At 69.2% G+C, this 25,212-nt stretch carries 22 protein-coding genes; 9 read left to right on the forward strand and 13 right to left on the reverse strand.

The window, feature by feature from the left end; translation table 11 throughout:
* Nucleotides 1–223: 223 nt before the first annotated feature.
* The 4 genes from pheT to AT701_RS18900 are packed head-to-tail and all read right to left on the reverse strand — an operon-like array spanning nt 224 to nt 5,511.
* A complete protein-coding gene (gene pheT / locus AT701_RS18885; protein WP_011729318.1) occupies nt 224–2,722 on the reverse strand; it encodes a phenylalanine--tRNA ligase subunit beta in 2,499 nt (832 codons plus the stop codon).
* Complete coding sequence (pheS, locus tag AT701_RS18890; RefSeq protein ID WP_003895223.1) at nt 2,722–3,792, reverse strand: phenylalanine--tRNA ligase subunit alpha; 1,071 nt, start codon at nt 3,790–3,792, stop codon at nt 2,722–2,724. Before pheS ends, pheT begins: the two co-directional genes overlap by 1 nt.
* Before the next feature lie 7 nt (nt 3,793–3,799).
* Entirely contained in the window at nt 3,800–4,576 is a 777-nt protein-coding gene (locus tag AT701_RS18895) for a rhomboid-like protein (protein WP_223495650.1), read from the reverse strand.
* An 8-nt stretch (nt 4,577–4,584) separates the two neighbouring features.
* Nucleotides 4,585–5,511 carry an adenylate/guanylate cyclase domain-containing protein gene (locus AT701_RS18900; protein ID WP_036462733.1) on the reverse strand — a complete coding sequence of 309 codons (927 nt, stop codon included), beginning with the start codon at nt 5,509–5,511 and terminating at the stop codon, nt 4,585–4,587.
* A 229-nt stretch (nt 5,512–5,740) separates the two neighbouring features.
* Here AT701_RS18900 and AT701_RS18905 point away from each other — a divergent pair, with 229 nt between their 5' ends.
* Both AT701_RS18905 and AT701_RS18910 read left to right on the forward strand, forming a co-directional pair.
* The gene (locus AT701_RS18905; protein ID WP_058126398.1) at nt 5,741–6,778 is read left to right on the forward strand and encodes an oxygenase MpaB family protein; all 1,038 of its coding nucleotides are present in this window, start codon (nt 5,741–5,743) and stop codon (nt 6,776–6,778) included.
* Nucleotides 6,779–6,829: 51 nt separating this feature from the next.
* Nucleotides 6,830–8,062, forward strand: a complete 1,233-nt coding sequence (locus AT701_RS18910; RefSeq protein ID WP_014877816.1) for an acyl-CoA dehydrogenase family protein — start codon at nt 6,830–6,832, stop codon at nt 8,060–8,062.
* On the opposite strand, the gene AT701_RS18915 is transcribed toward AT701_RS18910, so the two are convergent.
* The 3 genes from AT701_RS18915 to AT701_RS18925 are packed head-to-tail and all read right to left on the reverse strand — an operon-like array spanning nt 8,059 to nt 10,241.
* The gene (locus AT701_RS18915) at nt 8,059–8,466 is read right to left on the reverse strand and encodes a RidA family protein (RefSeq protein ID WP_011729322.1); all 408 of its coding nucleotides are present in this window, start codon (nt 8,464–8,466) and stop codon (nt 8,059–8,061) included. The two genes, AT701_RS18910 and AT701_RS18915, sit on opposite strands and share 4 nt — an antisense overlap.
* Before the next feature lie 19 nt (nt 8,467–8,485).
* Nucleotides 8,486–9,241: an IclR family transcriptional regulator gene (locus tag AT701_RS18920; RefSeq protein ID WP_011729323.1), complete on the reverse strand. Its 756-nt coding sequence runs from the start codon at nt 9,239–9,241 to the stop codon at nt 8,486–8,488.
* Nucleotides 9,242–9,245: 4 nt separating this feature from the next.
* Entirely contained in the window at nt 9,246–10,241 is a 996-nt protein-coding gene (locus tag AT701_RS18925; RefSeq protein WP_011729324.1) for a sugar kinase, read from the reverse strand.
* 135 nt (nt 10,242–10,376) lie between these two features.
* Here AT701_RS18925 and AT701_RS18930 point away from each other — a divergent pair, with 135 nt between their 5' ends.
* The 4 genes from AT701_RS18930 to AT701_RS18945 are packed head-to-tail and all read left to right on the forward strand — an operon-like array spanning nt 10,377 to nt 15,299.
* Nucleotides 10,377–11,651: an amino acid deaminase gene (locus AT701_RS18930; protein WP_011729325.1), complete on the forward strand. Its 1,275-nt coding sequence runs from the start codon at nt 10,377–10,379 to the stop codon at nt 11,649–11,651.
* Entirely contained in the window at nt 11,651–13,252 is a 1,602-nt protein-coding gene (locus tag AT701_RS18935; protein WP_011729326.1) for an N-acyl-D-amino-acid deacylase family protein, read from the forward strand. Before AT701_RS18930 ends, AT701_RS18935 begins: the two co-directional genes overlap by 1 nt.
* Nucleotides 13,249–13,878 (forward strand): bifunctional 4-hydroxy-2-oxoglutarate aldolase/2-dehydro-3-deoxy-phosphogluconate aldolase, encoded by a 630-nt coding sequence (locus tag AT701_RS18940; RefSeq protein ID WP_011729327.1) that lies wholly within the window; start codon nt 13,249–13,251, stop codon nt 13,876–13,878. The genes AT701_RS18935 and AT701_RS18940 overlap by 4 nt, the downstream gene beginning before the upstream one ends.
* A gap of 29 nt (nt 13,879–13,907) precedes the next feature.
* Nucleotides 13,908–15,299: a GntP family permease gene (locus AT701_RS18945; protein WP_003895235.1), complete on the forward strand. Its 1,392-nt coding sequence runs from the start codon at nt 13,908–13,910 to the stop codon at nt 15,297–15,299.
* 5 nt (nt 15,300–15,304) lie between these two features.
* On the opposite strand, the gene AT701_RS18950 is transcribed toward AT701_RS18945, so the two are convergent.
* From AT701_RS18950 to infC, 4 genes are read right to left on the reverse strand one after another with little or no spacing between them, the layout of a single operon-like run.
* Complete coding sequence (locus tag AT701_RS18950; protein WP_003895236.1) at nt 15,305–16,063, reverse strand: TrmH family RNA methyltransferase; 759 nt, start codon at nt 16,061–16,063, stop codon at nt 15,305–15,307.
* A gap of 23 nt (nt 16,064–16,086) precedes the next feature.
* A complete protein-coding gene (rplT, locus tag AT701_RS18955) occupies nt 16,087–16,476 on the reverse strand; it encodes a 50S ribosomal protein L20 (protein ID WP_003895237.1) in 390 nt (129 codons plus the stop codon).
* Nucleotides 16,477–16,516: 40 nt separating this feature from the next.
* On the reverse strand, nt 16,517–16,711 hold the full coding sequence (gene rpmI / locus AT701_RS18960; protein ID WP_003895238.1) for a 50S ribosomal protein L35: 195 nt from the start codon (nt 16,709–16,711) through the stop codon (nt 16,517–16,519).
* Between the two features lie 53 nt (nt 16,712–16,764).
* On the reverse strand, nt 16,765–17,385 hold the full coding sequence (gene infC, locus AT701_RS18965; RefSeq protein ID WP_011729330.1) for a translation initiation factor IF-3: 621 nt from the start codon (nt 17,383–17,385) through the stop codon (nt 16,765–16,767).
* Between the two features lie 229 nt (nt 17,386–17,614).
* Here infC and AT701_RS18970 point away from each other — a divergent pair, with 229 nt between their 5' ends.
* The 3 genes from AT701_RS18970 to AT701_RS18980 all read left to right on the forward strand — a co-directional run bounded on the left by AT701_RS18970 (nt 17,615) and on the right by AT701_RS18980 (nt 22,774).
* A complete protein-coding gene (locus AT701_RS18970) occupies nt 17,615–17,974 on the forward strand; it encodes a DUF1844 domain-containing protein (protein ID WP_003895240.1) in 360 nt (119 codons plus the stop codon).
* A 67-nt stretch (nt 17,975–18,041) separates the two neighbouring features.
* Nucleotides 18,042–21,362: a bifunctional lysylphosphatidylglycerol synthetase/lysine--tRNA ligase LysX gene (lysX, locus tag AT701_RS18975; RefSeq protein WP_058126399.1), complete on the forward strand. Its 3,321-nt coding sequence runs from the start codon at nt 18,042–18,044 to the stop codon at nt 21,360–21,362.
* A 47-nt stretch (nt 21,363–21,409) separates the two neighbouring features.
* Nucleotides 21,410–22,774 (forward strand): alpha/beta hydrolase, encoded by a 1,365-nt coding sequence (locus AT701_RS18980; RefSeq protein WP_081319517.1) that lies wholly within the window; start codon nt 21,410–21,412, stop codon nt 22,772–22,774.
* Between the two features lie 11 nt (nt 22,775–22,785).
* Here the strand turns inward: AT701_RS18980 and AT701_RS18985 are convergent, their stop codons facing one another.
* Both AT701_RS18985 and AT701_RS18990 read right to left on the reverse strand, forming a co-directional pair.
* Entirely contained in the window at nt 22,786–23,814 is a 1,029-nt protein-coding gene (locus AT701_RS18985) for a hypothetical protein (protein ID WP_011729335.1), read from the reverse strand.
* Complete coding sequence (locus tag AT701_RS18990) at nt 23,811–25,163, reverse strand: hypothetical protein (RefSeq protein WP_029104429.1); 1,353 nt, start codon at nt 25,161–25,163, stop codon at nt 23,811–23,813. Before AT701_RS18990 ends, AT701_RS18985 begins: the two co-directional genes overlap by 4 nt.
* Between the last annotated feature and the right edge of the window lie 49 nt (nt 25,164–25,212).

Genomic DNA, 25,212 nt, shown 5'->3' on the forward strand with positions numbered 1-25,212 from the left:
CGCGACCCTGCGTGGGTGAGTGCCCGTCACCCTGCACCGCGACCGTGCGTGTCTGTCGCCCAACACGCCGCCATCTACCGGCGCTGCGCGCACGCTCGCGACCATCGAGCGTGCGCCGCCTGCTGCCCCTGCGCGGCGTGTCGCGAAGCTGACACGCACGCTCGCGGTGCCAGGTAACAAACCCCAGAGACCCCTAGCGCGCGGCGAGCGCGGCGCGGAAAGGTCAGCCGCGGAGGACTGCGCCGACGCGCTCGGAGGCGGCGGCGACGGCCGCGTCGCGCGCGGCGCTGGCCTCGTCCTCGGTGAGGGTGCGGTCGGTGGCGCGGAAGCGCAGCGCGAGGGTGAGCGACTTGCGGCCCTCCCCGATCTGCGGACCGGTGTAGACGTCGAACAACCGGACGTCTTCGAGGAGCTCGCCCGCCCCGTCGCGGACCGCGGCAACCACGTCGGCCGCCGCTACGTCGTCGTCGACGATGACGCTGATGTCCTGGAACACCGCGGGGAACGGCGACACCTGCGGCGCGGGCAGGATCTCGACGATCGGCACGGCGTCGAGATCGAGTTCGACCGCACACGTGCGCTTCGGTAGACCGGAACGCTCGATCACCGCGGGGTGCAGTTCGCCGGCGTGGCCGACGACGGTGTCGCCGATCAGGATCGCGGCGCAGCGACCGGGATGCCACGGAAGTTCCTGCGCGGCACGGAACGTGAACTCCACACCCGCGGCACGCCCGATCACGCGTACAGCTTCGAACGCGTCGGCGGCTTCGGTGGGCCGGCCGGGTCCCCACGGGCCGGCAGGCTCACGCAGCCCCGCGAGCACGGCCGCGACATGCTGCGGCTGCCTCGGCAGCGACGCGTCGAGCGCGGCGATCTCCTCATCGGTCGGCCTGCGGTCGGTGGGAACGCGCTCGACCGCCTTGGTCGCATCGGTGGGCTGCACCACCTGCTGGATGCCGAACAGCGCGACATCGGCGGCGCCGCGAGAGACGTTGCGGCTCAACGCCTCCAGCAGACCCGGCAGCAGCGTGGTGGCCAGGTGCGGACGGTCGGACTCCAGCGGGTTGAGCACCTGGGTGGTGCGCCTGCGCTGATCGTCGGCGGGCAGACCCCACAGGTCGAACACGCCCGCGGGCACGAACGGCGTCGGCAGGATCTCCACGAAACCGGCGAGCGCCAGCGACTTTCCGATCGCGCGGCGGCGCTTCTGCACGGGCGTGAGGCCACGCCCGGCCGGTGCGGTGGGCAGCACCGACGGGATGATCTCCAGACCCTCCAGTCGCAGCACCTCCTCCACCAGGTCGGCGGGCTGACGCAGGTCGGGCCGCCAACTCGGCGGGACAACGGTGAGCACCCCGGGATCTGCCTCGGTGACGGTGGCGCCGATCTGGGTGAGCCGACGTGCCGTGGTGCCGGCCGGGTAGTCGACGCCCGCGGTGCGGTCGGGCAGGTCGGCCGCGATGCGCACGGCCGGGCCGGACCAGTCCTCGCGGTCGCCGTCGCGCCAGTCGGTGAGCTTGGGCTGCACGGTGCCGCCGGCGATCTCGGCCAGCAAGCTCGCGCAACGATCAAGGGCGGCAACAGAAATCGCCGGGTCGACCGAACGCTCGTAGCGGCGTCCGGCCTCGCTGGCCAGGTGCAGGCGGCGCTGGGTGCGCGACACCGCGGCCGGGTCCCACACCGCGGCCTCGAGCAACACGTCGGTGGTGGTCTCGCGCACCTCGGTGGTGCCCGCACCCATGACGCCGCCGATCGCGGCGGTCGCGACGTCGTCGACGATGAGCACGTCACCGGAGTTCAGGGTGCGTTCGACGTCGTCGAGCGTCACCACCTTCTCGCCGTCGCGTGCGAAGCGGACGTCGAACGCGCCGGTGATCAGGCTGCTGTCGTGGGCGTGCATGGGATGCCCGAATTCGAGCATCACGTAGTTGGTCACATCGACCGCGGGCGAGATGGCGCGGATACCCGACAACAGCAGGCGGCGCTGCATCCACCACGGCGACACCGCGGCCGGGTCGATACCGGTGACAGGACGCAACCCGAAGCGCTGCACGCCGGTACCGGGTTGCACGGTCAGCGGCCAGGCTTCGCCTTCGACGGGCAGCGGCTCGACGTCGGCCAGATCGACGTAGTCCAGGTCGAAGGCGCACGCGATCTCGCGCGCCAGGCCGCGCACCGACAGGCAGTAGCCGCGGTCCGGCGTCACCGCGAGGTGGAACACCACGTCGTCGAGACCCAGCACGTCGGCCGCCGGGGCGCCCGGTTCGGCGGTGCCCGGCGGCAGCACGATGATGCCGGAATGGTCGGTGCCGAAGTTCAACTCGGCGGCCGAGCAGATCATGCCGTCCGAAAGCCTGCCGTAGGTCTTGCGCGACGAGATGGTGAAGTCGCCGGGCAGCGTGGTGCCGGGCAGGGCCACCACGACCAGGTCACCGACCGCGAAATTGCGTGCACCGCACACGATGTCGCGGGGCGCCCCGTCGACGTTCTGGTCACCGACGTCGACCTTGCACGCCCGGATGGGCTTCTTGAACTCGGTGAGCTCTTCGATCTCGATGACGCGGCCCACGGTCAGCGGACCGCTGACCGGGCCCGCGGTGATGATTTCCTCGACCTCGTGGCCGATGCGGATGAAGGTCTGCTCGAGCTCTTCGGGCGTGACGTCCCAGTCCGGGGCGCCGGCACGCACGGCTTCACGCAACCAGCTGTAGGGAATACGCATCAGGCGCCGACTCCGAACGGCAACGAGAACCGGACGTCGCCCTCGACCATGTCACGCATATCTGGAATTCCGTTGCGGAACTGCAGGGTTCGCTCCAATCCCATACCGAAGGCAAATCCCGAGTACACCTCGGGGTCGATCCCGCAGGCGCGCAGCACATTCGGGTTGACCATGCCGCAGCCGCCCCACTCGACCCACCCTGGCCCGCCCTTCTTGCCGGGGAACCAGATGTCCACCTCGGCCGACGGCTCGGTGAACGGGAAGAAGTGGGGCCGGAACCGCGTGCGGCCCTCGGGGCCGAACTGGGCACGCGCGAACGCATCCAGCGTGCCGCGCAGGTGCGCCATGGTCAGTCCCTTGTCCACCGCCAGGCCCTCGACCTGATGGAACACCGGGGTGTGGGTGGAGTCGAGTTCGTCGGTGCGGAACGTGCGGCCGATCGAGATGATGTACACGGGGAGATCCCGCTCCAGCAGGGCACGGATCTGCACCGGCGAGGTGTGGGTGCGCAGCACCTGACGCGACCCGTCGGGCGCGATCTGGAACGTGTCCTGCTCGCTGCGCGCGGGGTGGTCCGGCGGGAAGTTCAGCGCATCGAAGTTGAACTGCTCGGTCTCGACCTCGGGGCCCTCGGCCAGTTCCCAGCCCATCGCGACGAACGTGTCGGCGATGTTCTCGGCCAGGATCGTGATGGGGTGCCGCGCACCCAGGGGCTGCCGCGTCGACGGCAGCGTCACGTCGATGCGCTCGGCGACCAGCACCGCGGCGTCACGCTCGGCGCGCAACACGGCCAGCCGCTCGTCGTACGCGCGCTGCGCTTCGGCGCGGGCGACGTTGACACGTTTGCCGGCGTCGGCGCGGTCGGCCTTCGGCAACGAGGCCAGCGCCTGGCGAGCCAGCGCGATGGGTGCGCGGTCACCGAGATGCTCGGTCTTGGCGCGCGCAAGCGCATCGAGGTCTCCGGCCGCGTCGAACGCATGCCGCGCCGCGCTGACGGCTTTGGTCAGGGCTTCTTCGGAGAGATCACTGGGCTGCTCACCGGCAGTTTCTCCTCCTTGCGTGCGGACCACCCGGCGATCATAGGTGATCGCGTTGTCGGCCTCCGAATGCGTTTCCCACCGCGTACCCCGCGAGACCGCCCACGGCACCTGCCGCCGGGGCTGCCAGGACGAGCGATTCGCTGCTGGTCAGCAGCAGCAGACCGAACGCCGACGCGAGCGCCAGCAGGACGCACCGGGTGGTGGTCCAGCCGCCGGGCCGGCCCAGGCGCGCCGACAGCAGCATGCCGAGCAGCAGGGCCACGACGTGGCCTATGTCGGTGAAACCTGTCGCGGTCGCGGCGACGCTCGCCGCGACGCCCAGCCACCATCCGATCCACACCGGCCGCCAGGGCCGTGGGATCGCGGCGGTGAGCGCGCCGAGCACGCCTGCCGCGCCGTAACTGACCCCGACGTCGATGTCGTGGCTCACCTCGGCGGGCACCCAGCCGTGGTCGATCGCCACGACGAGGCCGACGGCCACCAGGACGGTGGCCCCGACGTGTCCGACGGCCAGGGCGAAAAGGGTCCGCGAGCTACGCCACATCAGTTCGGCGACGGCGAGCAGGCACATCAGGCCGGGGAGCCACGCGTACACGGGCCCGGCGTCGGTGACGAACGCGCTGCCGACGAGCGTTCCGAAATGCCCGTGACGCAGGTTGTGCAGGTTGGTGCTGGCCGCGAACACCACGCGGTCCTGCGTCTGCGGACCGAGCGCGAACAGCACGGTGGTGACGGCGACGAGGCTCGCGGCATAGGTCAGCGTCACCGGGATGCGTGCCAGCGGGGCCACGATCACCGACGCGCACTTGAGCACCACATCGACTATGCGTCAGGTGGTTCCTGCTCGCGCGGCCGGGCGGCTGGCAATCTGCTGGGAGTTCGGACGCGGTACATCACGAGATCCTCCGGGACGCCGTCGGGACGTGCCGAAAACAGCTGCCGCCGTTCCCGTTTGACGGTCACGCCGAGCTCGGCGAGCTCACCGTCGGCGATCCCCGCCAACGTGGCGTGCGACACCATCAGCCCGCCCTTGGCGGCGCGTTCCATCACCCGCGCGGTGATGTTGACGTCGACGCCGAGCCAGTCGGACCCGATGCGCTGCGGCCTGCCGGTGTGGATCCCGACGCGCATGCGCGGCGTGTAACCGTCGACCTCGATTCCCTTGACCGCGTCGAGTGCCACCAGCACGGCCCGCACGGCGGTCGCCGGGTCGCCGAAGACGGCCATCATGCCGTCGCCCATGCGTTTGACGATGTGACCACCGGCCTCAAGCAGGGGTGGTTCGGCGACCTGCGCGACGCGGCGCAGCAATCGCAACGTCGCGTCGTCACCCGCGCGCAGCGACCACGATGAGAAACCGACGAGGTCGGTGAACACCAGGGTGACCTCGCGGTTGGCGGGTCTGCCGGACACGCGCTCGGTCAGCGCCTGCCACACCTGCAGCGCACCGAGGCTCACCTCGCGGGATGCGGCGTCGCGTTCCAAGAGACGGTCGGCCACGCGCGCGGCGGCACGCGGACCGCCGTCGCCGGCCACCGAGAGCGGGTCACCGAATTCGGGATCTCCCGGCAGCGCACGGCGGAAGCGCCGCACCGCGGCGACCACGCCGGGACTGCGATTCGCGCTCTGCAGCCACCCCAACGGCCCGGGCAGACCGCCGGGTGTCCCCTGAGGTCTTTCGTGCTGCCCCTCGTGACGAGGGCCTCCCCCGTCTCGGCCGGATCGTTCGCCGAACGATTCGCCTTTCACAGGCGCAAGAGTATGTGGCCGCAGAACCGACCGGCAATCGTGCGCGTCGAACGTTTGCCCGCATCGCCGACAGGCGCGATATCGCCGCTGGTCACGGGCATGCTGTGGCCAGATCGCCACGGCGTAACACTTGCGCGGCGAGACGTCGGGGCGTCGTAGACAACGTTTGTTGTCAGCACTATCGTGAAGGTACTTGTGATGCACGTCACGACATGGACAGGGATGCCGAATGGCCACACGCGCGACCTCCACCGACACCGCCTCCGACCCGCTCGGACCGGACTCACTGACCTGGAAGTACTTCGGCGATCTGCGTACCGGCATGCTCGGCGTCTGGATCGGCGCGATCCAGAACATGTACCCAGAACTCGGCGCGGGCGTCGAGGAACACTCGATCCTGTTGCGCGAGCCGCTTCAGCGCGTGGCGCGGTCGGTGTACCCGATCATGGGCGTGGTCTACGACGGCGACCGCGCACCCGAAACCGGCGCGCAGATCAAGGGATTCCACAAGACCATCAAAGGCGTCGACAGCTCGGGCAGGCGCTACCACGCGCTCAACCCCGAGACGTTCTACTGGGCGCACGCCACGTTCTTCATGCTGATCATCAAGACCGCCGAGTACTTCTGCGGTGGCCTGACCGAGGCCGAGAAGCGTCAACTGTTCGACGAGCACGTGCAGTGGTACCGCATGTACGGCATGAGCATGCGTCCCGTGCCACAGACCTGGGAGGAGTTTCAGGACTACTGGGACGCCAAATGCCGCGACGAGCTGGAGATCAACCGCGCGACCCTCGACATCTTCAGCATCCGGATCCCCAAGCCGTGGTTCGTGCTGATGCCCACACCCATCTGGGATCAGCTGTTCAAGCCGCTGGTGGGCGCGCAGCGGTGGATCGCGGCGGGCCTGTTCGACCCCGTGGTGCGCGAAAAGGCCGGGATGCGCTGGACTCCGGGAGACGAGGTGCTGTTGCGCATCTTCGGCAAGGCCGTCGAACTCGCATTCCTCGCGGTGCCCGACGAGATCCGTCTGCACCCGCGTGCGGTGTCGGCCTACCGCCGCGCGAAGGGCCGCATCCCCGCCGACGCGCCGCTGGTGGAGGCACCGGGCTTCACGGCTCCCCCGAAGGACCGCCGCGGCCTGCCGATGCACTACCTGCCGCAGCGGCGGTCGCTGCTGGACCGCGCGGGCGCCCTTGTGCACTCCACACTGTCGCTACCGGCGCTGCGACCTGCCAAGAAGTCGTCTCCACGGCGGTCGGCGGCGTGATTCTTGACACCTGTCGAGAAGTGATTTTTGACACCTGTCTAAGCTGTTGTGATGCTTGATTGGTCTGACGTCGATGTGGCCGTACGCGATGCCGTGCGGGAGTTCGTGGACAAAGAGATCCGGCCGCACCTCGATGAGCTCGAGAGCGGCGACATGGAGCCCTACCCCATCATCCGGAAGCTGTTCTCCACCTTCGGGATCGACACCATGGCCAAGGAGGCCCTGGACAAGCGCCTGGCCCGGTTGCGCGCCGGCGAGGACAAGCCCGGCAAGTCCTCGGGCGGTGGCATGTTCGGCGGCGGCTCGCCCGGCATGGGATTCGTGCTGATCAGCGAGTTGTGCCGGGTGTCGATGGGCCTGGTGACGGGCATGGGCGTGAGCCTGGGCCTGACGGTGCCGACCATCCAGAGCCGGGGCACCCTGGCACAGCAGGAACGCTGGCTGCCGGGTCTGGTGACCTACGAGAAGATCGGCGCGTGGGCGATCACCGAACCCGATTCGGGTTCCGACGCGTTCGGCGGCATGAAGTCCTATGTGGTGCGCGACGGCGACGACTACATCCTCAACGGCCAGAAGACGTTCATCACCAACGGTCCCGACGCCGATGTGGTGGTGGTCTACGCCAAGCTGGACGAGGGTGACGGTGTGGACAAGCGTGACCGCAAGGTACTGACGTTCGTGCTCGACAAGGGCATGGAGGGCTTCGTGCAGTCGAAGCCGTTCCGCAAGATGGGCATCCACTCGTCGCGCACCGGTGAGCTGTTCTTCAACAACGTCCGCCTGGGCCGCGACCGCCTGCTCGGCGAGACCGAGGACCACGGCGCGGGCGACGGCCGCGACAGCGCGCGGTCGAGCTTCTCGGCCGAACGCATCGGCGTCGCGGCCATGGCGCTCGGCGTCATCGAGGAGTGCCTGCGGCTCAGCGTCGACTACGCCAAGAGCCGCAAGCTGTGGGGCCAGGAGATCGGCCAGTTCCAGCTGATCCAGCTCAAGCTCGCCAACATGGAAGTCGCGCGGATGAACGTGCGCAACATGCTGTTCCGTGTCATCGAGTCGTCACAGGAAGGCAAGCCGATCTCACTTGCCGAGGCCTCGGCGATCAAGTGGTACTGCTCGCAGGCCGCCACCGACGTCGCGATGGACGCCGTGCAGCTGTTCGGCGGCAACGGTTACATGACCGAGTACCGCGTCGAACAGCTCGCACGCGACGCCAAGAGCCTGATGATCTACGCCGGCAGCAACGAGGTGCAGATCACCCACGTGGCGCGGGGTCTGCTCAGCTAGTCGGGCACGACCGCGAGGGCGTCGATCTCCACCAGCATCACCTCGTGCGGCAGTCCGACGAAAACGGTTGTGCGGCAAGGCAGCTGGTCGGAGGTCACGTTCTCGGCGATGAACTCTCCGTACACCTCGTTCATCGCGGCGAAGTCCTCGCGCTTGGTGAGGTAGACGCGGAACATCAACACGTCGTCGACGCCTGCCCCACCCGCGGCGAGAATGGCCTTGACGTTCTCCAGGGTGCGGCGGGTCTGCGCGCGCACGTCTCCTTCGCCGATGTAGGTGTTGGTGGCGGGGTCCATCGGGCCCTGCCCGGACACCTGCAGCAGGCCGCCCTTCCTGATGCCCTGACTGAAGGTGTGCGCGGGGGCGGGTGCAGCGTCGGTGCGGATGACCTGGGAATCGGACACGTGAATCTCCTTTGTTCGCTCAGCTTTTGACGGTGGGCAGGTAGCCGCAGTCGCGCGAGATGCGTTCGCCGACCTCCTGCAACGGCCCGAGGAGGTCGAGCACCTCCTCGAACGGCAGTACGACGTTGGGCACCGAGACGCTCACCGCGGCGACAACCCGCCCCGACGCGCCGCGGATCGGCACGCCGATGCAGTTGATCGACGGTTCATTCTCCTCGCGGTCCTGCGCCCAACCCTGGGCGCGCACCTTGTCGATCTCGGCGAGGAACGCCTCGGGCGTGGTGATGGTGTTGGGCGTGCGCCGGGTGAAGTCCATGGTCGCGACGAACGGGCGCAACTCGGCATCGGGCAGATCGGCGAGGATCACCTTGGCGACCGCGGTCGAATTGAGGTTGGCGCTCAACCCGATTCGCGAGAACATCCGGATCTGGTCGTGGGATTCGAGCTTGTCGATGTAGACGATGTCGTTGCCCTCCATCGCCGCGAGATGGGTGGTGCGGCCGTACGCACGGTTGAACGCCACCAGATGCGGCGACGCGATCGCGCGGATCTCCCGCTGATCGGTTCCCCGCGCGGCCAATTCGAACACCCGCGATCCGAGGTGGTAGCGGTTGCTCTGGTCGCGGAAGGTGAACCGCTCGTCGGCGAGCGTGCGCAGCAACCGCAGCACCGTGGTCTTGTGCACGCCGGTCGATTGCGCGAGTTCGTCGAGGGTGGCCGGCCCGTTGCCCAGCTGGATCAACAGGTGAAGCGCTCGTGCGACGCTCTGGCTCATCGGCTCACATCCCTTCCGGCAGCGCGAAACCCGCTGTGGTCACGGTAGTCGCCGCCCATTCCGGTGGCGAACATGCGAGCAGGCGTTGCAGCGTGCCGGCGGGCGGTGGCGGCGCCCAGTCGGTGGCCACGGTCAAGGTGGCGGCCGCACCGATGTGCCCGCGGCGCAGGCACGTCGCGGTGTCGTCGCCACGCACGAGGCCGCTGAGGTAACCGGCGGCGAACGCGTCACCGGCGCCGACGGGTTCGACGACGTCGACCCGCAACGCGGGCACCTCGGTGGTGACGCCGTCGCGGTCGACCGCGACCGCGCGCCGCGCACCGTCTTTGACGACCAGGGTCGCCGGTGAGGGCAGGACCCGTCGCAGGGCGACCGGATCACCCGTTCCCGCGACGCGAGCGGCCTCGTCGGCGCCCACGAGGACGAGGTCGGCCCGGTCCGCGAGATCGAGCACCACGGCCGGATCGGCGTCGGGCCACAGTTGCTCACGCCAGTTGACGTCGAAGCTGACGAGCCCAGGGATGCCCGGACGATCGGTGAGCAGCCGGCACATCAGGGCCCGGCACGTGTCCGACAGCGCCGCGGTGATGCCGCTGCAGTGCACGATCGCGGCCGCGCCGAGGGCAGCCGACACCTCGTCGCGGTCGAGGAAGTCGGGTCCCATCGCCGAGGCGGCCGACCCGGCACGTGCGTATCGGCTCGTGGTGGTGCGCTCCCCCGCCGCGTCGGTGCCGGTGACCTTCGAGTAGGACCCCGTGGGCCGTGCCGGATCGGTTTCGACCGCGGAATCGTCGATGCCGCGCTGCTGCAGTGCGGCGCGGATGAGTACCCCGTACTCGTCGGCGCCGAGGCGCCCGAGAAGGCTCGCAGGCACACCGAGCCCCGCGAGACCGACCGCGACGTTGAGTTCGGCGCCCGCGGGATGCGGATCCCCGGCTTCGGAGACGAGGACCAGCGGTTCACCGAGGCAGGCGACGCGGGCCCTGACCGTTTGCTGCACAACCCTCCTCGGCTTCCCCCGGTTGGCCATCTGTTGACGACGTACCGGCGCCATGTTAGACAAGTCACAGCACAATTTGCAACATGCGTTGCACTATATGCAACCACCCAGGTAGAGACCGATTGTGACGGTGACATGAGAACCACTACGACGCGCGCCGAACACCTGTCGGAGCTGGACAAGGCACTTCCCTCCGAGGCCGACGGCCTGTCGGTCCAGGAGTTCCTCGCCACCCGCCCACGGCTGTCGTCGTTCAGCACGCCGGTGCTGACGCTCGACGATTCCGCGATCGACCAGAACCTGTCCGCGATGGCCGCGTGGTGCGCCGACAACGGCATCGACCTCGCGCCGCACGGCAAGACCACCATGTCGCCGACGCTGTGGGAGCGGCAGCTGCGGGCCGGCGCTACCGCGATCACGCTCGCGACCTTCAGCCAGGTGCGTGTCGCGGTGCATTTCGGGGTCCGCCGGATCCTGTTGGCCAACGCCCTGGTCGATCCGGGCGCACTTCGTTGGCTCGTGCAACACATGACCGACGACCCCGAACTGCATGTGGTGGCGTGGGCCGATTCGACGGCCACGGTCGACGCGATGACCGCCGCGCTCGCGGATGTTCCGGTGGCGCAGCCGGTTCCGGTGCTCGTCGAGCTCGGCGCATCGGGTGGACGGACCGGCGCACGATCGGTCGACGACGCGATGGTGGTCGCCGAACGCATCGCCGCCTGCGGCGTGCTGCGACTCGCGGGCGTGGCGGGTTACGAGGGCGCACTGGCGCACGACGCGTCCGAACCGTCGCTGGCCCGCGTCCGCGCCTACCTGCAGGAGATGGCTCGGCTGCACCGGACGATCACCGATCGCGGGCTGTACGACCCCACCATCGACGTGATCGTGACCGCAGGCGGCAGTGCGTATTTCGACGTGGTGGCCGAGGTTCTCGCACCACTGGCAGGCCCGCGGGTACGCGTCGTCGTCCGCGCGGGCGCCTACGTCATCCACGACGACGGCTTCTACACCGGTATCACGCCGTTCGGCCGCACCCCGGGTGGCTACCGGCTGCGGTCGGCCATGCACGCGTGGGCACGGGTGGTGTCCCGCCCGGAACCGGAACTGGCACTGCTGGACGCGGGCAAGCGCGACGTCCCCTTCGACGAGGGCCTTCCGGTACCGCAACTGGTCGCCGCGCAACTCGGGGCACCCGCGCGCCCGCTCACCGGCACGCAGATCACCGCAGTCAACGATCAGCACGCGTTCCTGGCTCTGCCCGCCGACAGCGATGTCAAAGTGGGCGATGTTGTACGGCTGGGCCTTTCCCATCCGTGTACGGCGTTCGACAAATGGCGCTGGATCCCGCTGCTCAACGGCAACGGTGACGATCCGCACGTCGTCGACATGATCCGCACCTACTTCTGATGCGCACCCTGATCCGCTCGGCCACCGTCATCGACGGCACCGAAAAACCGGGCTACATCGCAGATGTCATGGTCGACGGCGACCGCATCGCCGAGATCGGCGTCATCTCACCGTCGTCGGCCGACCGCGTGATCGACGCCGACGGTCTGGTACTCGCACCGGGTTTCATCGACATGCACGCGCACTCGGATCTGCAGATTCTGCTCAACCCGGCACATCCGTCGCGCATCACGCAGGGCGTCACCACCGAGGTGCTCGGGCAGGACGGACTGTCGTATGCACCGGTCACCGACGACGTACTGGCCGGCGTGCGCCGCAAGATCGCCGGGTGGAACTCCGATCCACAGGACTTCGAATGGAACTGGCGCTCGGTGAGTGAATACCTCGACCGGTTGGACCGCGGAATCGCCACCAACGTCGCGTATCTGGTACCGCACGGCGTCGTGCGCGCGCTCGTGGTCGGCTGGGATGAGACTCCCGCGACGGAAACGCAGATCGCCGAGATGCAGCGCATCGTCGCGCAGGCCATGTCCGAGGGCGCGGTGGGGCTGTCGGCGGGGCTGACCTACACGCCGGGCATGTACGCCGACAACGACGAGCTTGTGGCGTTGTGCCGCACGGTCGCCGAATACGGCGGCTACTTCTGCCCGCACCACCGCTCCTACGGTGCGGGCGCCATGGAGGCCTATGCCGAGATGATCGATCTCTCGACCAGGTCGGGATGTGCCCTGCACCTGGCGCACGCGACGCTCAACTTCGGCCCGAACAAGGGCCGCGCGCCGGAACTGCTCGCGCTGCTCGACGCGGCGACCGAGGCAGGTGCCGACATCAGTCTCGACACCTACCCGTACCTGCCGGGGGCGACGACGCTGTCGGCGATCCTGCCCAGCTGGGCGTCGGCAGGCAGCGCCGAGGAGACCATCGCGCGTCTGGCGGATTCCACGGCGCTGCAGCGCATCCGGGAGCAGCTCGAGGTGACCGGATCCGACGGCTGTCACGGTGTGACCGCGGAATGGCACACGATCGAGATCAGCGGTGTGCTCGATCCGCGCTTCGACGCCTACGTGGGCCGCACCATCGCCGATATCGCGGCAGACGAGAATCGTGACCCCTTCGACGTGTGCATCGGCCTGTTGCGCGACGACCGGCTCGGCACCGGCATCCTGCAACACGTGGGCCACGAGGAGAACGTCCGCGCGATCATGCGCCACCCGCGGCACACCGGCGGCAGCGACGGGCTGCTGGTGGGGGCGAAACCCCATCCGCGCGGCTGGGGCACGTTCGCACGGTACCTCGGGCACTACTGCCGTGAGCTCGGCCTGATGTCGCTGGAGGAATGTGTGGGCCACCTGACCGGCCGGGCCGCCACGCGCCTGCGCCTGGCCGATCGCGGGTACATCCGTCCCGGATACGCTGCCGACCTGGTGTTGTTCGACCCTCAGACCGTTGCCGACACCGCGACTTTCGAACAACCCCGCCAACCCGCGACGGGCTTCACGCACGTGTTCGTGCGGGGGCGACCGGCGCTCGACGACGGCGAGCCCACCGGTGCGACCGCGGGACGGGCACTGCGGCGCGGACCGGACGGGAGCGTGCGATGACCGCGTTGGACGTGCTGCGCGCCGACCGGGTGCTCAGCGTCGTGCGGGCCGATAAGATCCCCGACGCCGCCGCGCTGTGCCACGCGCTGGCCGCAGGTGGCATCCGCACCGTCGAGCTGACGTTCACCACACCCGGGGTGCTCGACCTGCTCCGCTCGGCCGCCGATGCCGTCGCACAATCGGACGTCGTGCTGGGCGTCGGCACCGTGCTCACCGCCGATCAGGCCCGTGCGGCGATCGACAACGGCGCGAGTTTCCTTGTCACACCCGCGGTTCGGCCCGGGGTGGCCGAGGTCGCCCTCTCGGCTGGTGTGCCGGTGTTCCTCGGCGCGCTCACGCCGACCGAGGTCGCCATGGCCGTCGACCTCGGCGCGTCGGCGGTCAAGATCTTCCCGGCAGGGCGATTCGGCCCGAGATATCTGTCGGATCTGCACGGGCCCTACCCCGACGTCGAACTCCTGCCGTCCGGCGGCATCACCGCCGAGAACGCACGCGCCTACCTCGATGCGGGTGCCCTCGCGGTGTGCGCAGGCACCGGCGTCGTCCCGCCCGCCCGCGTCGCCGCAGGCGACTGGGACGACATCGCCTCGCGCGCACGCACCTTCGTCACCGCTCTCACCTCCTGACCCGCCCCGACACAACCGCTGGAGTTCGAATGACGACATTCGTCGACTGGCTGCGCCATGACACCGCCGGGTTGCTCACCCTGGCCGCGGTGTCCATCGCGGTCCTTCTGCTGCTGATCATCAAGATGAAGGTCGAACCGTTCATCGCGTTGATCGTCGTGAGCGTCGCGGTCGCACTGACCGCAGGCATCCCGGTCGCCGAACTGGTCGGCACGCCGGCGAAATCCGGGGACTCGCTGCTGGAAACGGGATTCGGCGGGATCCTCGGCCACATCACCGTGATCATCGGCCTCGGCACCGTGCTCGGCGCGATGCTCGAACGCTCCGGCGGCGCCGACGTGCTCACCACGAGGCTGTTGAACCTGTTCGGGCCAAAGGGCGCCCCGCTGGCCATGGGTATCACGGGCGTGATCCTGGGCATCCCGGTGTTCTTCGACATCGGCATCTTCATCCTGGCGCCGCTGGTCTACGTGGCCGCCAAACGCGGCGGACGGTCGCTGGTGCTGTATGCGCTGCCGATGCTGGCCGGCCTGTCGATGACGCATGCGTTCCTGCCGCCGCATCCCGGACCGGTGGCCGCCGCCGGGTTGTTGGGCGTGAGCCTGGGCTGGATCATCATCATGGGCCTGGCGTGCGGCATCCCGGCCTGGTTCGTCAGTGGTGTGGTGTGGGGCGCGTGGATCGGCAAGCGCGTACATGTCGAGGTCCCTGAGGAATTCGTGCCCGAGGAGGACGAGGCCGACACCGCCAGTCCGCCGTCGCTGCTGTTGGTGGGATTCATCATCGTCGCGCCGATGCTGCTCATCCTCGCCGCCACGCTGGCCGATGTGCTGCTCGACGGCGGCAGGCTGCTGTCGGTACTGACCCTGATCGGCAACCCGGCGATCGCGTTGACCATCGCGGTCATGCTCGCGCTGTACCTGCTGGGCATCCGCCGCGGCATCACGGCGCCCGAACTCGCCAAGATCTCAGGGGTGTCGCTGCGCCCGGTCGGCATGATCCTGCTGGTGGTCGGCGCCGGCGCCTTCTTCGGTGCGGTGCTGCGTGCCACCGGAATCGGTGACGCCCTTGCCGATTCGATGACCGCGATCGGTCTGCCCGTCATCGTGTCGGCGTATCTGATCAGCTGCGCACTGCGCATCGCGCAGGGTTCGGCGACCGTGGCGATCGTGACCACCGCGGGCATCATCCAGGCCTCGGTCGCCGACGGCCACCACTCCCCCGCACAGATCGCGCTGATCGTGGTCGCGGTGTCGGCGGGTTCGATCATCGCCAGCCACGTCAACGACGGCGGCTTTTGGATCGTGTCGCGCTACTTCAACATGTCGGTCAAGGACACCCTGAAGACCTGGACGGTGCTCGAAACCATCCTGTCCGTGGTCGGTTTCGCGATGGCGGGTCTGCTCTGGCTGGTCGTCTGAGAGGGTCAGCGCCTGCGCTGTGCCCGCGCGCTCTGGTACAGGCAGATCGAGGCGGCCGAGGCGATGTTGAGGCTCTCGGCGTGACCCGGCATCGGGATCTGCACACGGCGGTGCGCCATGGCGGCCAGATCCGTTGGCAGCCCGTGCGCTTCAGGCCCGAACAGCCACGCCGTCGGCTCGGTCAGCTCGGCCTCCAGATCCGGGTCGTCCAGATCGGCCTCGCCGTCGACCGTCGTGGCGAGCACGCGCAGACCGGCGTCGCGCAGGCGCTGCACCACGCGGGCCTCGTCGGGATCGCTGATAACCGGGATCGAGAAGATGCTGCCCGCCGAGGCCCGCAGGCACTTGCTGTTGTACGGGTCGACGCTGTTGCCCGCCAACACGACTGCCGCGGCGCCCATGGCGTCGGCGACGCGGATCAGGGTGCCCGCGTTGCCCGGTTCGGACAGCTGTACCGGCACCGCGATCAGCCCGGCCGGGCCGGCCAGCACGTCGTCGAGGGACACCTCGGGCAGCCGGCACACCGCGACGAGACCGACCGGGGTCACGGTGTCCGACAAGGCTTTCGCGGCACGCTCGGTGACCGGCGTGACCGGCGCGTCAGCCAGCAGCGCACCGAAGCGGTCCAGCGCCGCCTCGGTGGCGAACACCTCGGAAACGAGTCCGCGCCGCAACGCTGCCTCGACGAGGTTGGGTCCCTCGGCAAGGAAGCGTGCGGCGCGGCGGCGCCCGACGTGGCGATGCAGCTTGACCGCCGCCACCACGCGGGCAGAACGCTCGGTGAGCGTCAGGCGGCCTCTCCGGAGGGCGCGTTCACGTCCTCGGGCAGCGCGGCGCGGGCGACATCGACCAGCGCGGTGAACGCGGCCGGGTCGCTCACGGCGAGCTCGGCGAGGTTCTTGCGGTCAACCTCGACACCAGCGGCCTTGAGGCCCTGGATCAGGCGGTTGTAGGTGATGTCGTTCGCCCGGGCGGCGGCGTTGATGCGGGAGATCCACAGCTTGCGGAACTCACCCTTGCGGGCACGGCGGTCCCGGTAGGCGTAGGTGAGCGAGTGCAGCTGCTGCTCTTTGGCCTTGCGGTACAGCCGGGACCGCTGACCGCGGTAACCCTTGGAGGCCTTCAGTACGGTACGCCGCTTCTTCTGGGCGTTGAGTGCGCGCTTCACGCGTGCCATTGGATGTTCCTATTCTCGTCGGTGCAGGTAGCGGGCTTGACTAGCCGTTGAGCAGCTTGTTGATGCGGCTGTTGTCGGCGGCCGAGACGGTGGTACGTCCGTCGAGCCGGCGGGTGCGCTTGGTGGGCTTGTGCTCCAGCAAGTGACGACGGTTGGCCTTCTGCCGGACGATCTTTCCGGTACCGGTCCGGCGGAACCGCTTGGAGGCACCGCTGTGGGTCTTTGCCTTGGGCATGAGTCCTCAGTTCTGTGTTGATCCCCGTAGGGATCGGATGGATCTAACTGGATCTACGAAGCGTCTTCGTCTGGGGCCGGCCCTCCGGGGCGCTCGGCCTGCTCCGCTGCCTTGGCGCGAGTCTTCGCGCCGCGGTGCGGTGCCAGCACCATCGTCATGTTGCGGCCGTCCTGCTTGGCGGACGTCTCGACGAAGCCGTACTCGGCGACGTCGGCGCCCAGCCGCTGCAGCAGGCGGTAACCCAGTTCGGGCCGCGACTGCTCACGACCGCGGAACATGATCGTCACCTTGACCTTCGACCCGGCCTCGAGGAAGCGGATCACGTGACCCTTCTTCGTCTCGTAGTCGTGGTCGTCGATCTTGGGACGCAGCTTCTGTTCCTTGACGACGGTCTGCTGCTGGTTCTTGCGAGACTCGCGCGCCTTCTGGGCCGTCTCGTACTTGTACTTGCCGTAGTCCATGATCTTGCAGACCGGAGGTCTGGCATTGGGAGCTACTTCGACAAGGTCGAGATCGGCATCCGCGGCGACGCGGAGAGCGTCTTCGATGCGCACGATGCCTACCTGCTCCCCACCGGGGCCGATCAAACGGACTTCAGGTACTCGAATGCGCTCGTTGACGCGGGTCTCAGTGCTGATGGGGCCTCCTATGTTGGGTCTGACGAGGAGACCCAATCCATCCGCACCTCTGCTCGATGAGCAGAAAAGCCCTGCTCGAAGCAGGGCCCATGCCGACCGATCAACGGCGTTCGCCGCCTGCGCCACCGTGACGGCGGGCACAGAACCGACACCCGAGGATGTCGGTGACCGGACCGTTGAACCGGGGTGGCCAACGGTGGGAGTGGGACTCCACTTACTGTCCCTGGCGTGAGCCGGGACGGTCGCACATGACAGTCTAGCAGGCATGACCGATCAGAACGTAACGCCCGACGCAGCCGAGGCGCAGGTGCGCGACCTGGCCGAGATCCCGGCGGTGGAGGTGATCACCCGGGCGGCGGTCATGTTGATGAGCGCCGCGGCCGAGAAGATCGGGCTGTCCCACGAGAATCCCGACGATAGCCCACACCGCGACCTCGATGAGGCGCGGCGCCTGATCACCGCACTGGCCGGCCTCGTGACGGCGTCGGCGGAGTACCTGGGACCGCACGCGGGGCCGGTGCGCGACGGGCTCAAGGGCCTGCAACTGGCGTTCCGCGAGGCGAGCGCCGCACCCGACGAACCCGGCCAGGGCCCCGGCGAGAAGTACACCGGTCCGGTGTGGTGAACCGGCGCGCCGCCGCGGCGGCGCGACTCCCAGCTTTTCCCGGTCAGAGGGCATATTCTCCCGGCCTATGACCGTAATCAGTCGCGTCGAGCACCTCCCGGCGCGTCCGGCCTCCCGAGTGGCCTGGGTGCCCGCGGCAGCGGGCTGGACCGTCGGCGTCATCGCGACCCTCTCGTTGATCGCCAGCGTCTCGCCTCTCGTGCGCTCGCTCATCCGGGTGCCGCGGGAGTTCGTCAACGACTTCATCTTCAACTTCCCGGACACCAGCTTCGCCTGGGCGTTCGTCCTGGCGCTGCTGGCCGCCGCGCTGGCGGCCCGCAAGCGCATCGCGTGGTGGGTCCTGGTGCTCTACCTGGTGGGTGCCATCGGCTGGAACGTGGGCGATCTCGCGGCGGGCGGCGACACCGTCGCCGACGACATCGGCGAGCTCATCGGCATCGCCTTCCACGTCGCGGCGATCGTGTTCCTGGTGGTGGCCCGCAAGGAGTTCTGGGCCAAGGTCCGCCGCGGCGCTCTGCTCAAGTCGGCGGCGGTGCTGGTGGCCGGCAACCTGATCGGCATCGTCGTGGCGTGGGGACTGCTGCAGGCGTTCCCGGGCACCCTTGACCCCGAGTGGCGGTTGCCGTACGCGGTCAACCGGGTCAGCGGGTTCGCGACCGTGCCCACCGAGGTGTTCGAGGGTTACTCGCACACGTTCCTCAACGCGATCTTCGGCCTGTTCGGCGCACTGGCTTTGATGGCCGCGGCGATCGTGCTGTTCCAATCGCAGCGCGCGTCGAACGCGCTCACCGGTGAGGACGAGTCCGCCATCCGGGGGCTGCTCGAGCTCTACGGCAAGAACGACTCCCTCGGCTACTTCGCGACCCGCCGCGACAAGTCGGTGGTGTTCGCGCCGAACGGACGCGCCGCAATCACCTACCGCGTCGAGGTCGGCGTGTGCCTGGCCAGTGGCGACCCCGTCGGTGACCCCAAGTCGTGGCCGCAGGCCATCGCGGCGTGGTTGCAGTTGTGCCAGGCCTACGGCTGGGCACCCGGCGTGATGGGCGCGAGCCTGGCGGGCGCCGAGGCCTACCGGGCCGCGGGTCTCAACGCGCTGCAACTGGGCGACGAGGCGATCCTGCACCCCGACCGCTTCCGGTTGTCGGGACCCGACATGCGCGCCGTGCGCCAGGCCGTGACCCGCGCGCGCCGGGCAGGCACCTCGGTGCGGATCCGGCGGCACCGCGAACTGTCACCCGAGGAGATGGCCGCGGTGATCCGGCGTGCCGACGCGTGGCGCGACACCGAGACCGAACGCGGCTTCTCGATGGCGCTGGGCCGGCTGGGCGATCCCGCCGACGACGACTGTCTGCTGGTCGAGGCCGTGCAGGGCGATGAGGTGGTGGCGATGCTGTCGCTCGTGCCGTGGGGCAGCAACGGTGTGTCGCTCGACGTCATGCGACGCTCACCGCGGTCGCCCAACGGCACCATCGAGCTGATGGTCAGCGAGCTGTGCATGCAGGCCGAGGACATCGGCATCAGCCGGATCTCATTGAACTTCGCGATGTTCCGCTCGGCGTTCGAGCAGGGCGCGCAGCTGGGTGCCGGGCCGGTCGCGCGGCTGTGGCGGGCCCTGCTGGTGTTCTTCTCCAAATGGTGGCAGCTGGAGAGCCTGTACCGCTCCAACAGGAAGTACCAGCCCGAGTGGGTGCCGCGGTACGCGTGTTACGAGGACGCGCGGCTGGTGCCGCGGGTCGGTGTGGCGTCGGTGATTGCGGAAGGCTTTCTGGTGCTTCCGTTCTCGCGACGCAACAAGCAACACACCGGCGAGCACATCGCCGCACCCGACACCCTGGTGCAGTCCGGGCGACTGCACCGCGACGGCAGCGCACCCGACGTCACCGGGCTGCAGGGCGAGCTGCCCGACGCCGACGACGAGCCCCGCCTGCCCGAGCAGGTCCGCGTGCGCATGGCCAAACTCAAGGCGTTGCAGGGCAACGGCGTCGACGCCTACCCCGTGGGGCAACCGCCCAGCCACACCGTCGCTCAGGCCCTTGGCGCCACCGATGGCGAGACGCTGTCGGTGGCCGGCCGTGTGATGCGGATCCGCGACTACGGCGGCGTGCTGTTCGCGCAACTGCGGGACTGGTCGGGTGAGGTCCAATTGCTGTTGGACAACGCCGCACTGACCGAGGGCGAGACCGCGGACTTCACCGCGACGATCGACCTGGGCGACCTCGTCGAGGTGACCGGTTCGATGGGCTTCAGCCGCAACGGAACCCGCTCGCTGCTGGTCGAGCGCTGGCGACTGATCGGCAAGTGCCTGCGCCCGCTGCCCGACAAGTGGAAGGGCCTCACCGACCAGGAGGCCCGTGTGCGGGCCCGCTATGTCGACCTGGCCGTCAACACCGAGGCGCGCGATCTGATCCGCGCACGCAGCGGCGCGTTGCACGCCATCCGGGAAACCCTGTACTCCAAGGGTTTCCTCGAGGTCGAGACCCCGATCCTGCAGCAAATCCACGGCGGCGCCAACGCCAGGCCGTTCTTGACCCACATCAACGCCTACGACCTGGACCTGTATCTGCGGATCGCACCCGAGCTGTACCTCAAGCGGTTGTGCGTGGGCGGTGTCGAGCGGGTCTTCGAACTGGGCCGCGCGTTCCGCAACGAGGGCGTCGACTTCAGCCACAACCCCGAGTTCACACTCCTGGAGGCCTATCAGGCGCACGCCGACTACAACGTGTGGATCGACGGCTGCCGCGAGCTGATCCAGAACGCGGCACAGGCCGCCAACGGTGCGCAGGTGTTCCTGCGGCCCCGCCCGAACGATCCGGCCGGGACCCTCGAGCCCGTCGACATCTCCGGGCAGTGGGCCGTCAAGACCGTGCACGACGCGGTCTCCGAGGCGATCGGCGAGCACATCACGCCCGAGACCGAGCTGGGCGAGCTTCGGCGCCTGTGTGATTCGGCCGGTATTCCCTACCTGACGCACTGGGACGCCGGTGCGGTGGTTCTGGAGATGTACGAGCACCTGGTCGAGGACCGCACCACCGAACCCACGTTCTACAAGGACTTCCCGACGTCGGTGTCGCCGCTGACCCGGCCGCACCGCAGCATCCCGGGGGTCGCCGAACGCTGGGACCTGGTGGCGTGGGGCGTCGAACTCGGCACGGCCTACAGCGAGCTGACCGATCCGGTCGAGCAGCGCCGCCGCCTGCAGGAGCAGTCCCTGCTTGCGGCCGGTGGTGATCCCGAGGCGATGGAACTCGACGAGGACTTCCTGCAGGCCATGGAGTACGCCATGCCGCCGACCGGCGGCCTGGGCATGGGCGTGGACCGCGTGGTCATGATGATCACCGGGCGCAGCATCCGTGAGACGCTGCCGTTCCCGCTCGCCAAACCGCGTTAGCAGGTAACGCACAGCCGACCGTAAGCATCGCCGGTCACGATTGGCCCGTGACCTTCACCCACCACCTGTCCCTGATGCACGGCTGGGTACCGACGACAGTGCAGGTCGTCACGGCCGTGATCCTCATCGCGGCCGTGGGCCGGCGCACGTGGCGCTGGCATCTCATCTGGCTGCCCGCGGCCGCGGCGGTCGGCGCCGTCCTGGCGCTGGGCACGTTCTGGTACATCCAGAGCGAGGGTCTGGCCGGTAACCCGGCGCCGCGGTCACTGTGGGTGTGGATCGCGATCAGCGGCGCCACGGTGGTGGTGCTGGTGGCCGGTTGGCCGCGCAGCCGGTGGTGGCGGCGGGGGGCGTCGGCGCTCGCGATCCCCATGAGCGTGCTGTGCGCCGCACTCGCTTTGAACCTGTGGGTCGGCTACTTCCCGTGGGTGCAGACCGCGTGGAACCAGTTGACGGCCGGGCCGCTGCCCGACCAGACCGATCAGGTGACGGTGGCCGCGATGCAGCGCGACGGGGCGGTTCCCGCCAAGGGCACCGTGGTGCCCGTCCAGATCCCGAACACCGCATCGGGTTTCCGGCACCGCCAGGAGTACGTGTACCTGCCGCCGGCGTGGTTCGCGGCCAATCCGCCGCCGAAGCTGCCGACTGTGATGATGATCGGCGGCGAGTTCAACACGCCCGCCGACTGGATGCGCGCGGGCAACGTCATCTCCACCGTGGACGCTTTCGCGGCCTCCCACCACGGCTTCGCACCCGTGCTGGTGTTCGTCGACCCGGGCGGTGCGTTCAACAACGACACCGAATGCGTCAACGGCAGCCGCGGCAACGCCGCCGATCACCTCACGAAAGACGTTGTGCCGTACCTGGAAGCGCACTACGGCGTGAGCGCCGCGGCCGCCAACTGGGGCATCGTGGGCTGGTCGATGGGCGGCACCTGCGCGGTGGATCTGGCCGTCATGCACCCCGACATGTTCAGCGCGTTCGTCGACATCGCCGGTGACCTCACACCGAACTCGGGCACCAAGGCCCAGACCATCGACCGGCTGTTCGGCGGCAACGCCGCGGCGTGGGACGCGTTCGACCCGACCACGGTGATCAACCGGCACGGCCACTATCAGGATGTGGCCGGCTGGTTCGACGTGAACACCGGCGGACCGGGCACCGCGCCCAACGATCAGGCCAAGGCCGCGAACTCGCTGTGCACGCTGGGTTCGAGCCACGGCATCGCGTGTGCGGTCCAGGCCCAACCCGGCACGCACGACTGGCCGTTCGCGACACAGGCGTTCAAGGCGTCACTGCCGTGGCTGGCCGGGGCGATCGGCACCCCGGACGTCCCGGTGGTCGGATTGCCCGCCTCCGCGCCGAGCGCGCCGGCGTTCATCGAGAGCGGCAAGACGGCCGGCCCGAAATAGCCCCGGCCTGATCAGTAGTCGGATTCTGCGGCCAGGATCTCGGCGAGGTACGCGTCTGCCGTGGGCGCCGCGAGTCGTGCCCTGGCGAACGCCCGCACGCGGGCCCGGGTCCGGGCGTCCTCGTCTGGTCCGGCGGTGGCGCCCACGTGCACCACGGCCGTGCTCCAGTCCTGGTTCCACGCCTCGGTTTCCGTCGTCGGGCGCCCGCCGGTGACCATCGGTATCTCGGCGCGCCCGTCGGCAGCGAGCACACCCGCGCCGCCGTGGTCACCACACCGGACGGTCACCGGGATGCCGTCGGCGTGACCCGGCCCCGAAAGAGCCACCTGGACAACGACGTCGACGGCTCCACCGTCGCTGCGCACCGACCACTCGACGGTGTCCTCGGCCGCGTCGAAGATCCCGGGCGGCACGGCCGACCACCGCACGGTTGCCACTCCCCCGGCGATCGCGTCTTGCCGCGAGGTACGTGAGCCTGCTGCCAGGGCGTAGTCCGCGCGCCGGACGGGGCCGACCGGCACGGTGGCGGTCCAGTCGACGCCGATCTCGGCGGCCAGGTCCCGGCACCGGTCGATGAGCGCGGTGACGCGGGGATCACCCTCGGCCGCCAGGGCGTCCAGGCGTGCGGTATGTGGCGCCAACAGGCCCGCCACGTCGGAGTCGAGGGTGTCGTCGGTGAAGAACTCCTCGGCGGCGACGGTCGAGAGCGCAATCTCGGCGTCGAGCAGCGCGGGATCCAGTTCGGCGATGCCTTCGCGGATACTCGCGGGCCACCAGCGGCGCAGCCAGTGGCCGAGCGCCAACCGCCGCAGGGCGTCGGTCGAGCCGGGCAGCACCTGGAGGTCTGCCGTGCGTCCCTCAACCACAGCGACATGCGCCTGCTCACCGACCACCCGCCAGAGCCAGTCCGCCCGAAGCGGATCGGTGAAACTGATCTCCGGTGCGGTGCTGGGTTCTTCGTCGACGATCCACGACAACACCGCGCCGCTGACCTCGAGCACCGCAACCGACGGCAGCGGCGGATACCCCGGATCTGTCATCCCGCCACCTGCACTTCCAGCATCGACTTGATCCGTTGCCGGTGATCCAGGCTCACCGAGCGTGCGACACCTTCGAGCAGCGCACGCAGATCGTCGACGTCGCGGCACGATTCCTGCCACACGTCACGGCCGTGCAGCCTGGCCCACAGCCGGCTGGTGTACGGCCGCGCGAACGACGCGAGGTCGTCGACCACCTGCTGCTGGCGCGGATGGATCGCCTCGCCGCCTGCGAGGTACCGGCGCGCGTGCAGCACATAGGCTTCCTTGGCCAGCCGCGACTGGATCCGCGACGACACCTCGTAGCGCGTCGGTGCGGCCTCGGCCAACGGGCGCAGATCGGTCGCGACCTCGATCCCGGCGAGCAGCGCGGCCTGGTGGTCCTCGGCCAGCAGCCCCCACGGCGCGCACGCGCGGTCCACCTCCTCGGCGCACAGCAGTGGCACGTCGGGCAGTTCGTCGCGGGCGAGCGCACGCCGCAGTGTCGCCCGCACCCGGTCGACCACGCTTCGGTCCAGGGGCGGGTCCGGGGTCCGGTTTCCGCCCTCCGGCGTATCGATCGGCGGAGGTTGTTGCGGCACAGTAGAACACAGCCCGATGTCGGTGACCGACCACGGTCGGTCGGCGGGTGGGTTGGCGCCGGGACGCCGGATGCCCGCACCGAGGTTGTGCGGCGTGGCGTCGGCGATCAGCGCCGACCACACGCGTTGCCGCGCGGCTTCGGCGTTGTGGGTGGCGGCGGGCCCGAGCACCGTGGTCAGACCCGAGAAGAACGGGCCCGTGATCGCCTGGGACGGCGTCACATCGGCCCAGCTGCGCTGCAGTTGACGCTGCAACTGCCGCACCACCTGCGGGCTCTCGATGTGACGGTTGAGCACCTCGACGGCCGTGCGATCCCGGCCGCCGTGAACGTCGGCCAGCGTCCGGCGCGCCACCTCATCCGCGTCGTGCGCGGGCATGCCGCGTGCGACGGCGAGTTCGAAGCATGCCGGGAAGTAGAGTTCCTGCGCGTTGCCCGTGGTGATGCGCCTGCGCCTGCGTTCCTGTTTGAGCAGCGTGAACCAGGCCGCGGCGGCACGTAGACGCGGTGCGGCGCCGACGATCTCGGCATGCATCGCGGCAGCGGTGTCCGGGTCGAGCACGGCCGCGGAGAACTGGGTGTTGCTGCGCAACCGGAGCACCAGAGGATCGATGATGCGTTTGACGGTGCGCCGCAGCGGCGCACCGTCGTCGCCGCTGAGCACCTCGACGCCGGATCCGATCGCACGCCAGGCCCGGTCGATCACCGCGCGCCTCGGTTGGGCCGCTCGCACCGCCGCGACTGCAGGCGTAGTGTCCGACCCGGTGCTCACCGGCACCAGGATAGAGGGACAGAACTTGGGTTCGGTAGCCGTCGGCGTC

The organism is Mycolicibacterium smegmatis, assembly GCF_001457595.1.
Lineage (GTDB): Bacteria > Actinomycetota > Actinomycetes > Mycobacteriales > Mycobacteriaceae > Mycobacterium > Mycobacterium smegmatis.

Coding starts and splice junctions, on each gene's coding strand:
- AT701_RS18985 (WP_011729335.1), bottom strand. CDS start 23,814: ATGACAGATCCGGGGTATCCGCCGCTGCCGTCGGTTGCGGTGCTCGAG.
- AT701_RS18920 (WP_011729323.1), bottom strand. CDS start 9,241: ATGAGCCAGAGCGTCGCACGAGCGCTTCACCTGTTGATCCAGCTGGGC.
- AT701_RS18970 (WP_003895240.1), top strand. CDS start 17,615: ATGACCGATCAGAACGTAACGCCCGACGCAGCCGAGGCGCAGGTGCGC.
- pheT (WP_011729318.1), bottom strand. CDS start 2,722: ATGCGTATTCCCTACAGCTGGTTGCGTGAAGCCGTGCGTGCCGGCGCC.
- AT701_RS18930 (WP_011729325.1), top strand. CDS start 10,377: ATGAGAACCACTACGACGCGCGCCGAACACCTGTCGGAGCTGGACAAG.
- AT701_RS18905 (WP_058126398.1), top strand. CDS start 5,741: ATGGCCACACGCGCGACCTCCACCGACACCGCCTCCGACCCGCTCGGA.
- AT701_RS18935 (WP_011729326.1), top strand. CDS start 11,651: ATGCGCACCCTGATCCGCTCGGCCACCGTCATCGACGGCACCGAAAAA.
- rplT (WP_003895237.1), bottom strand. CDS start 16,476: ATGGCACGCGTGAAGCGCGCACTCAACGCCCAGAAGAAGCGGCGTACC.
- lysX (WP_058126399.1), top strand. CDS start 18,042: ATGACCGTAATCAGTCGCGTCGAGCACCTCCCGGCGCGTCCGGCCTCC.
- AT701_RS18940 (WP_011729327.1), top strand. CDS start 13,249: ATGACCGCGTTGGACGTGCTGCGCGCCGACCGGGTGCTCAGCGTCGTG.
- AT701_RS18945 (WP_003895235.1), top strand. CDS start 13,908: ATGACGACATTCGTCGACTGGCTGCGCCATGACACCGCCGGGTTGCTC.
- AT701_RS18910 (WP_014877816.1), top strand. CDS start 6,830: ATGCTTGATTGGTCTGACGTCGATGTGGCCGTACGCGATGCCGTGCGG.
- rpmI (WP_003895238.1), bottom strand. CDS start 16,711: ATGCCCAAGGCAAAGACCCACAGCGGTGCCTCCAAGCGGTTCCGCCGG.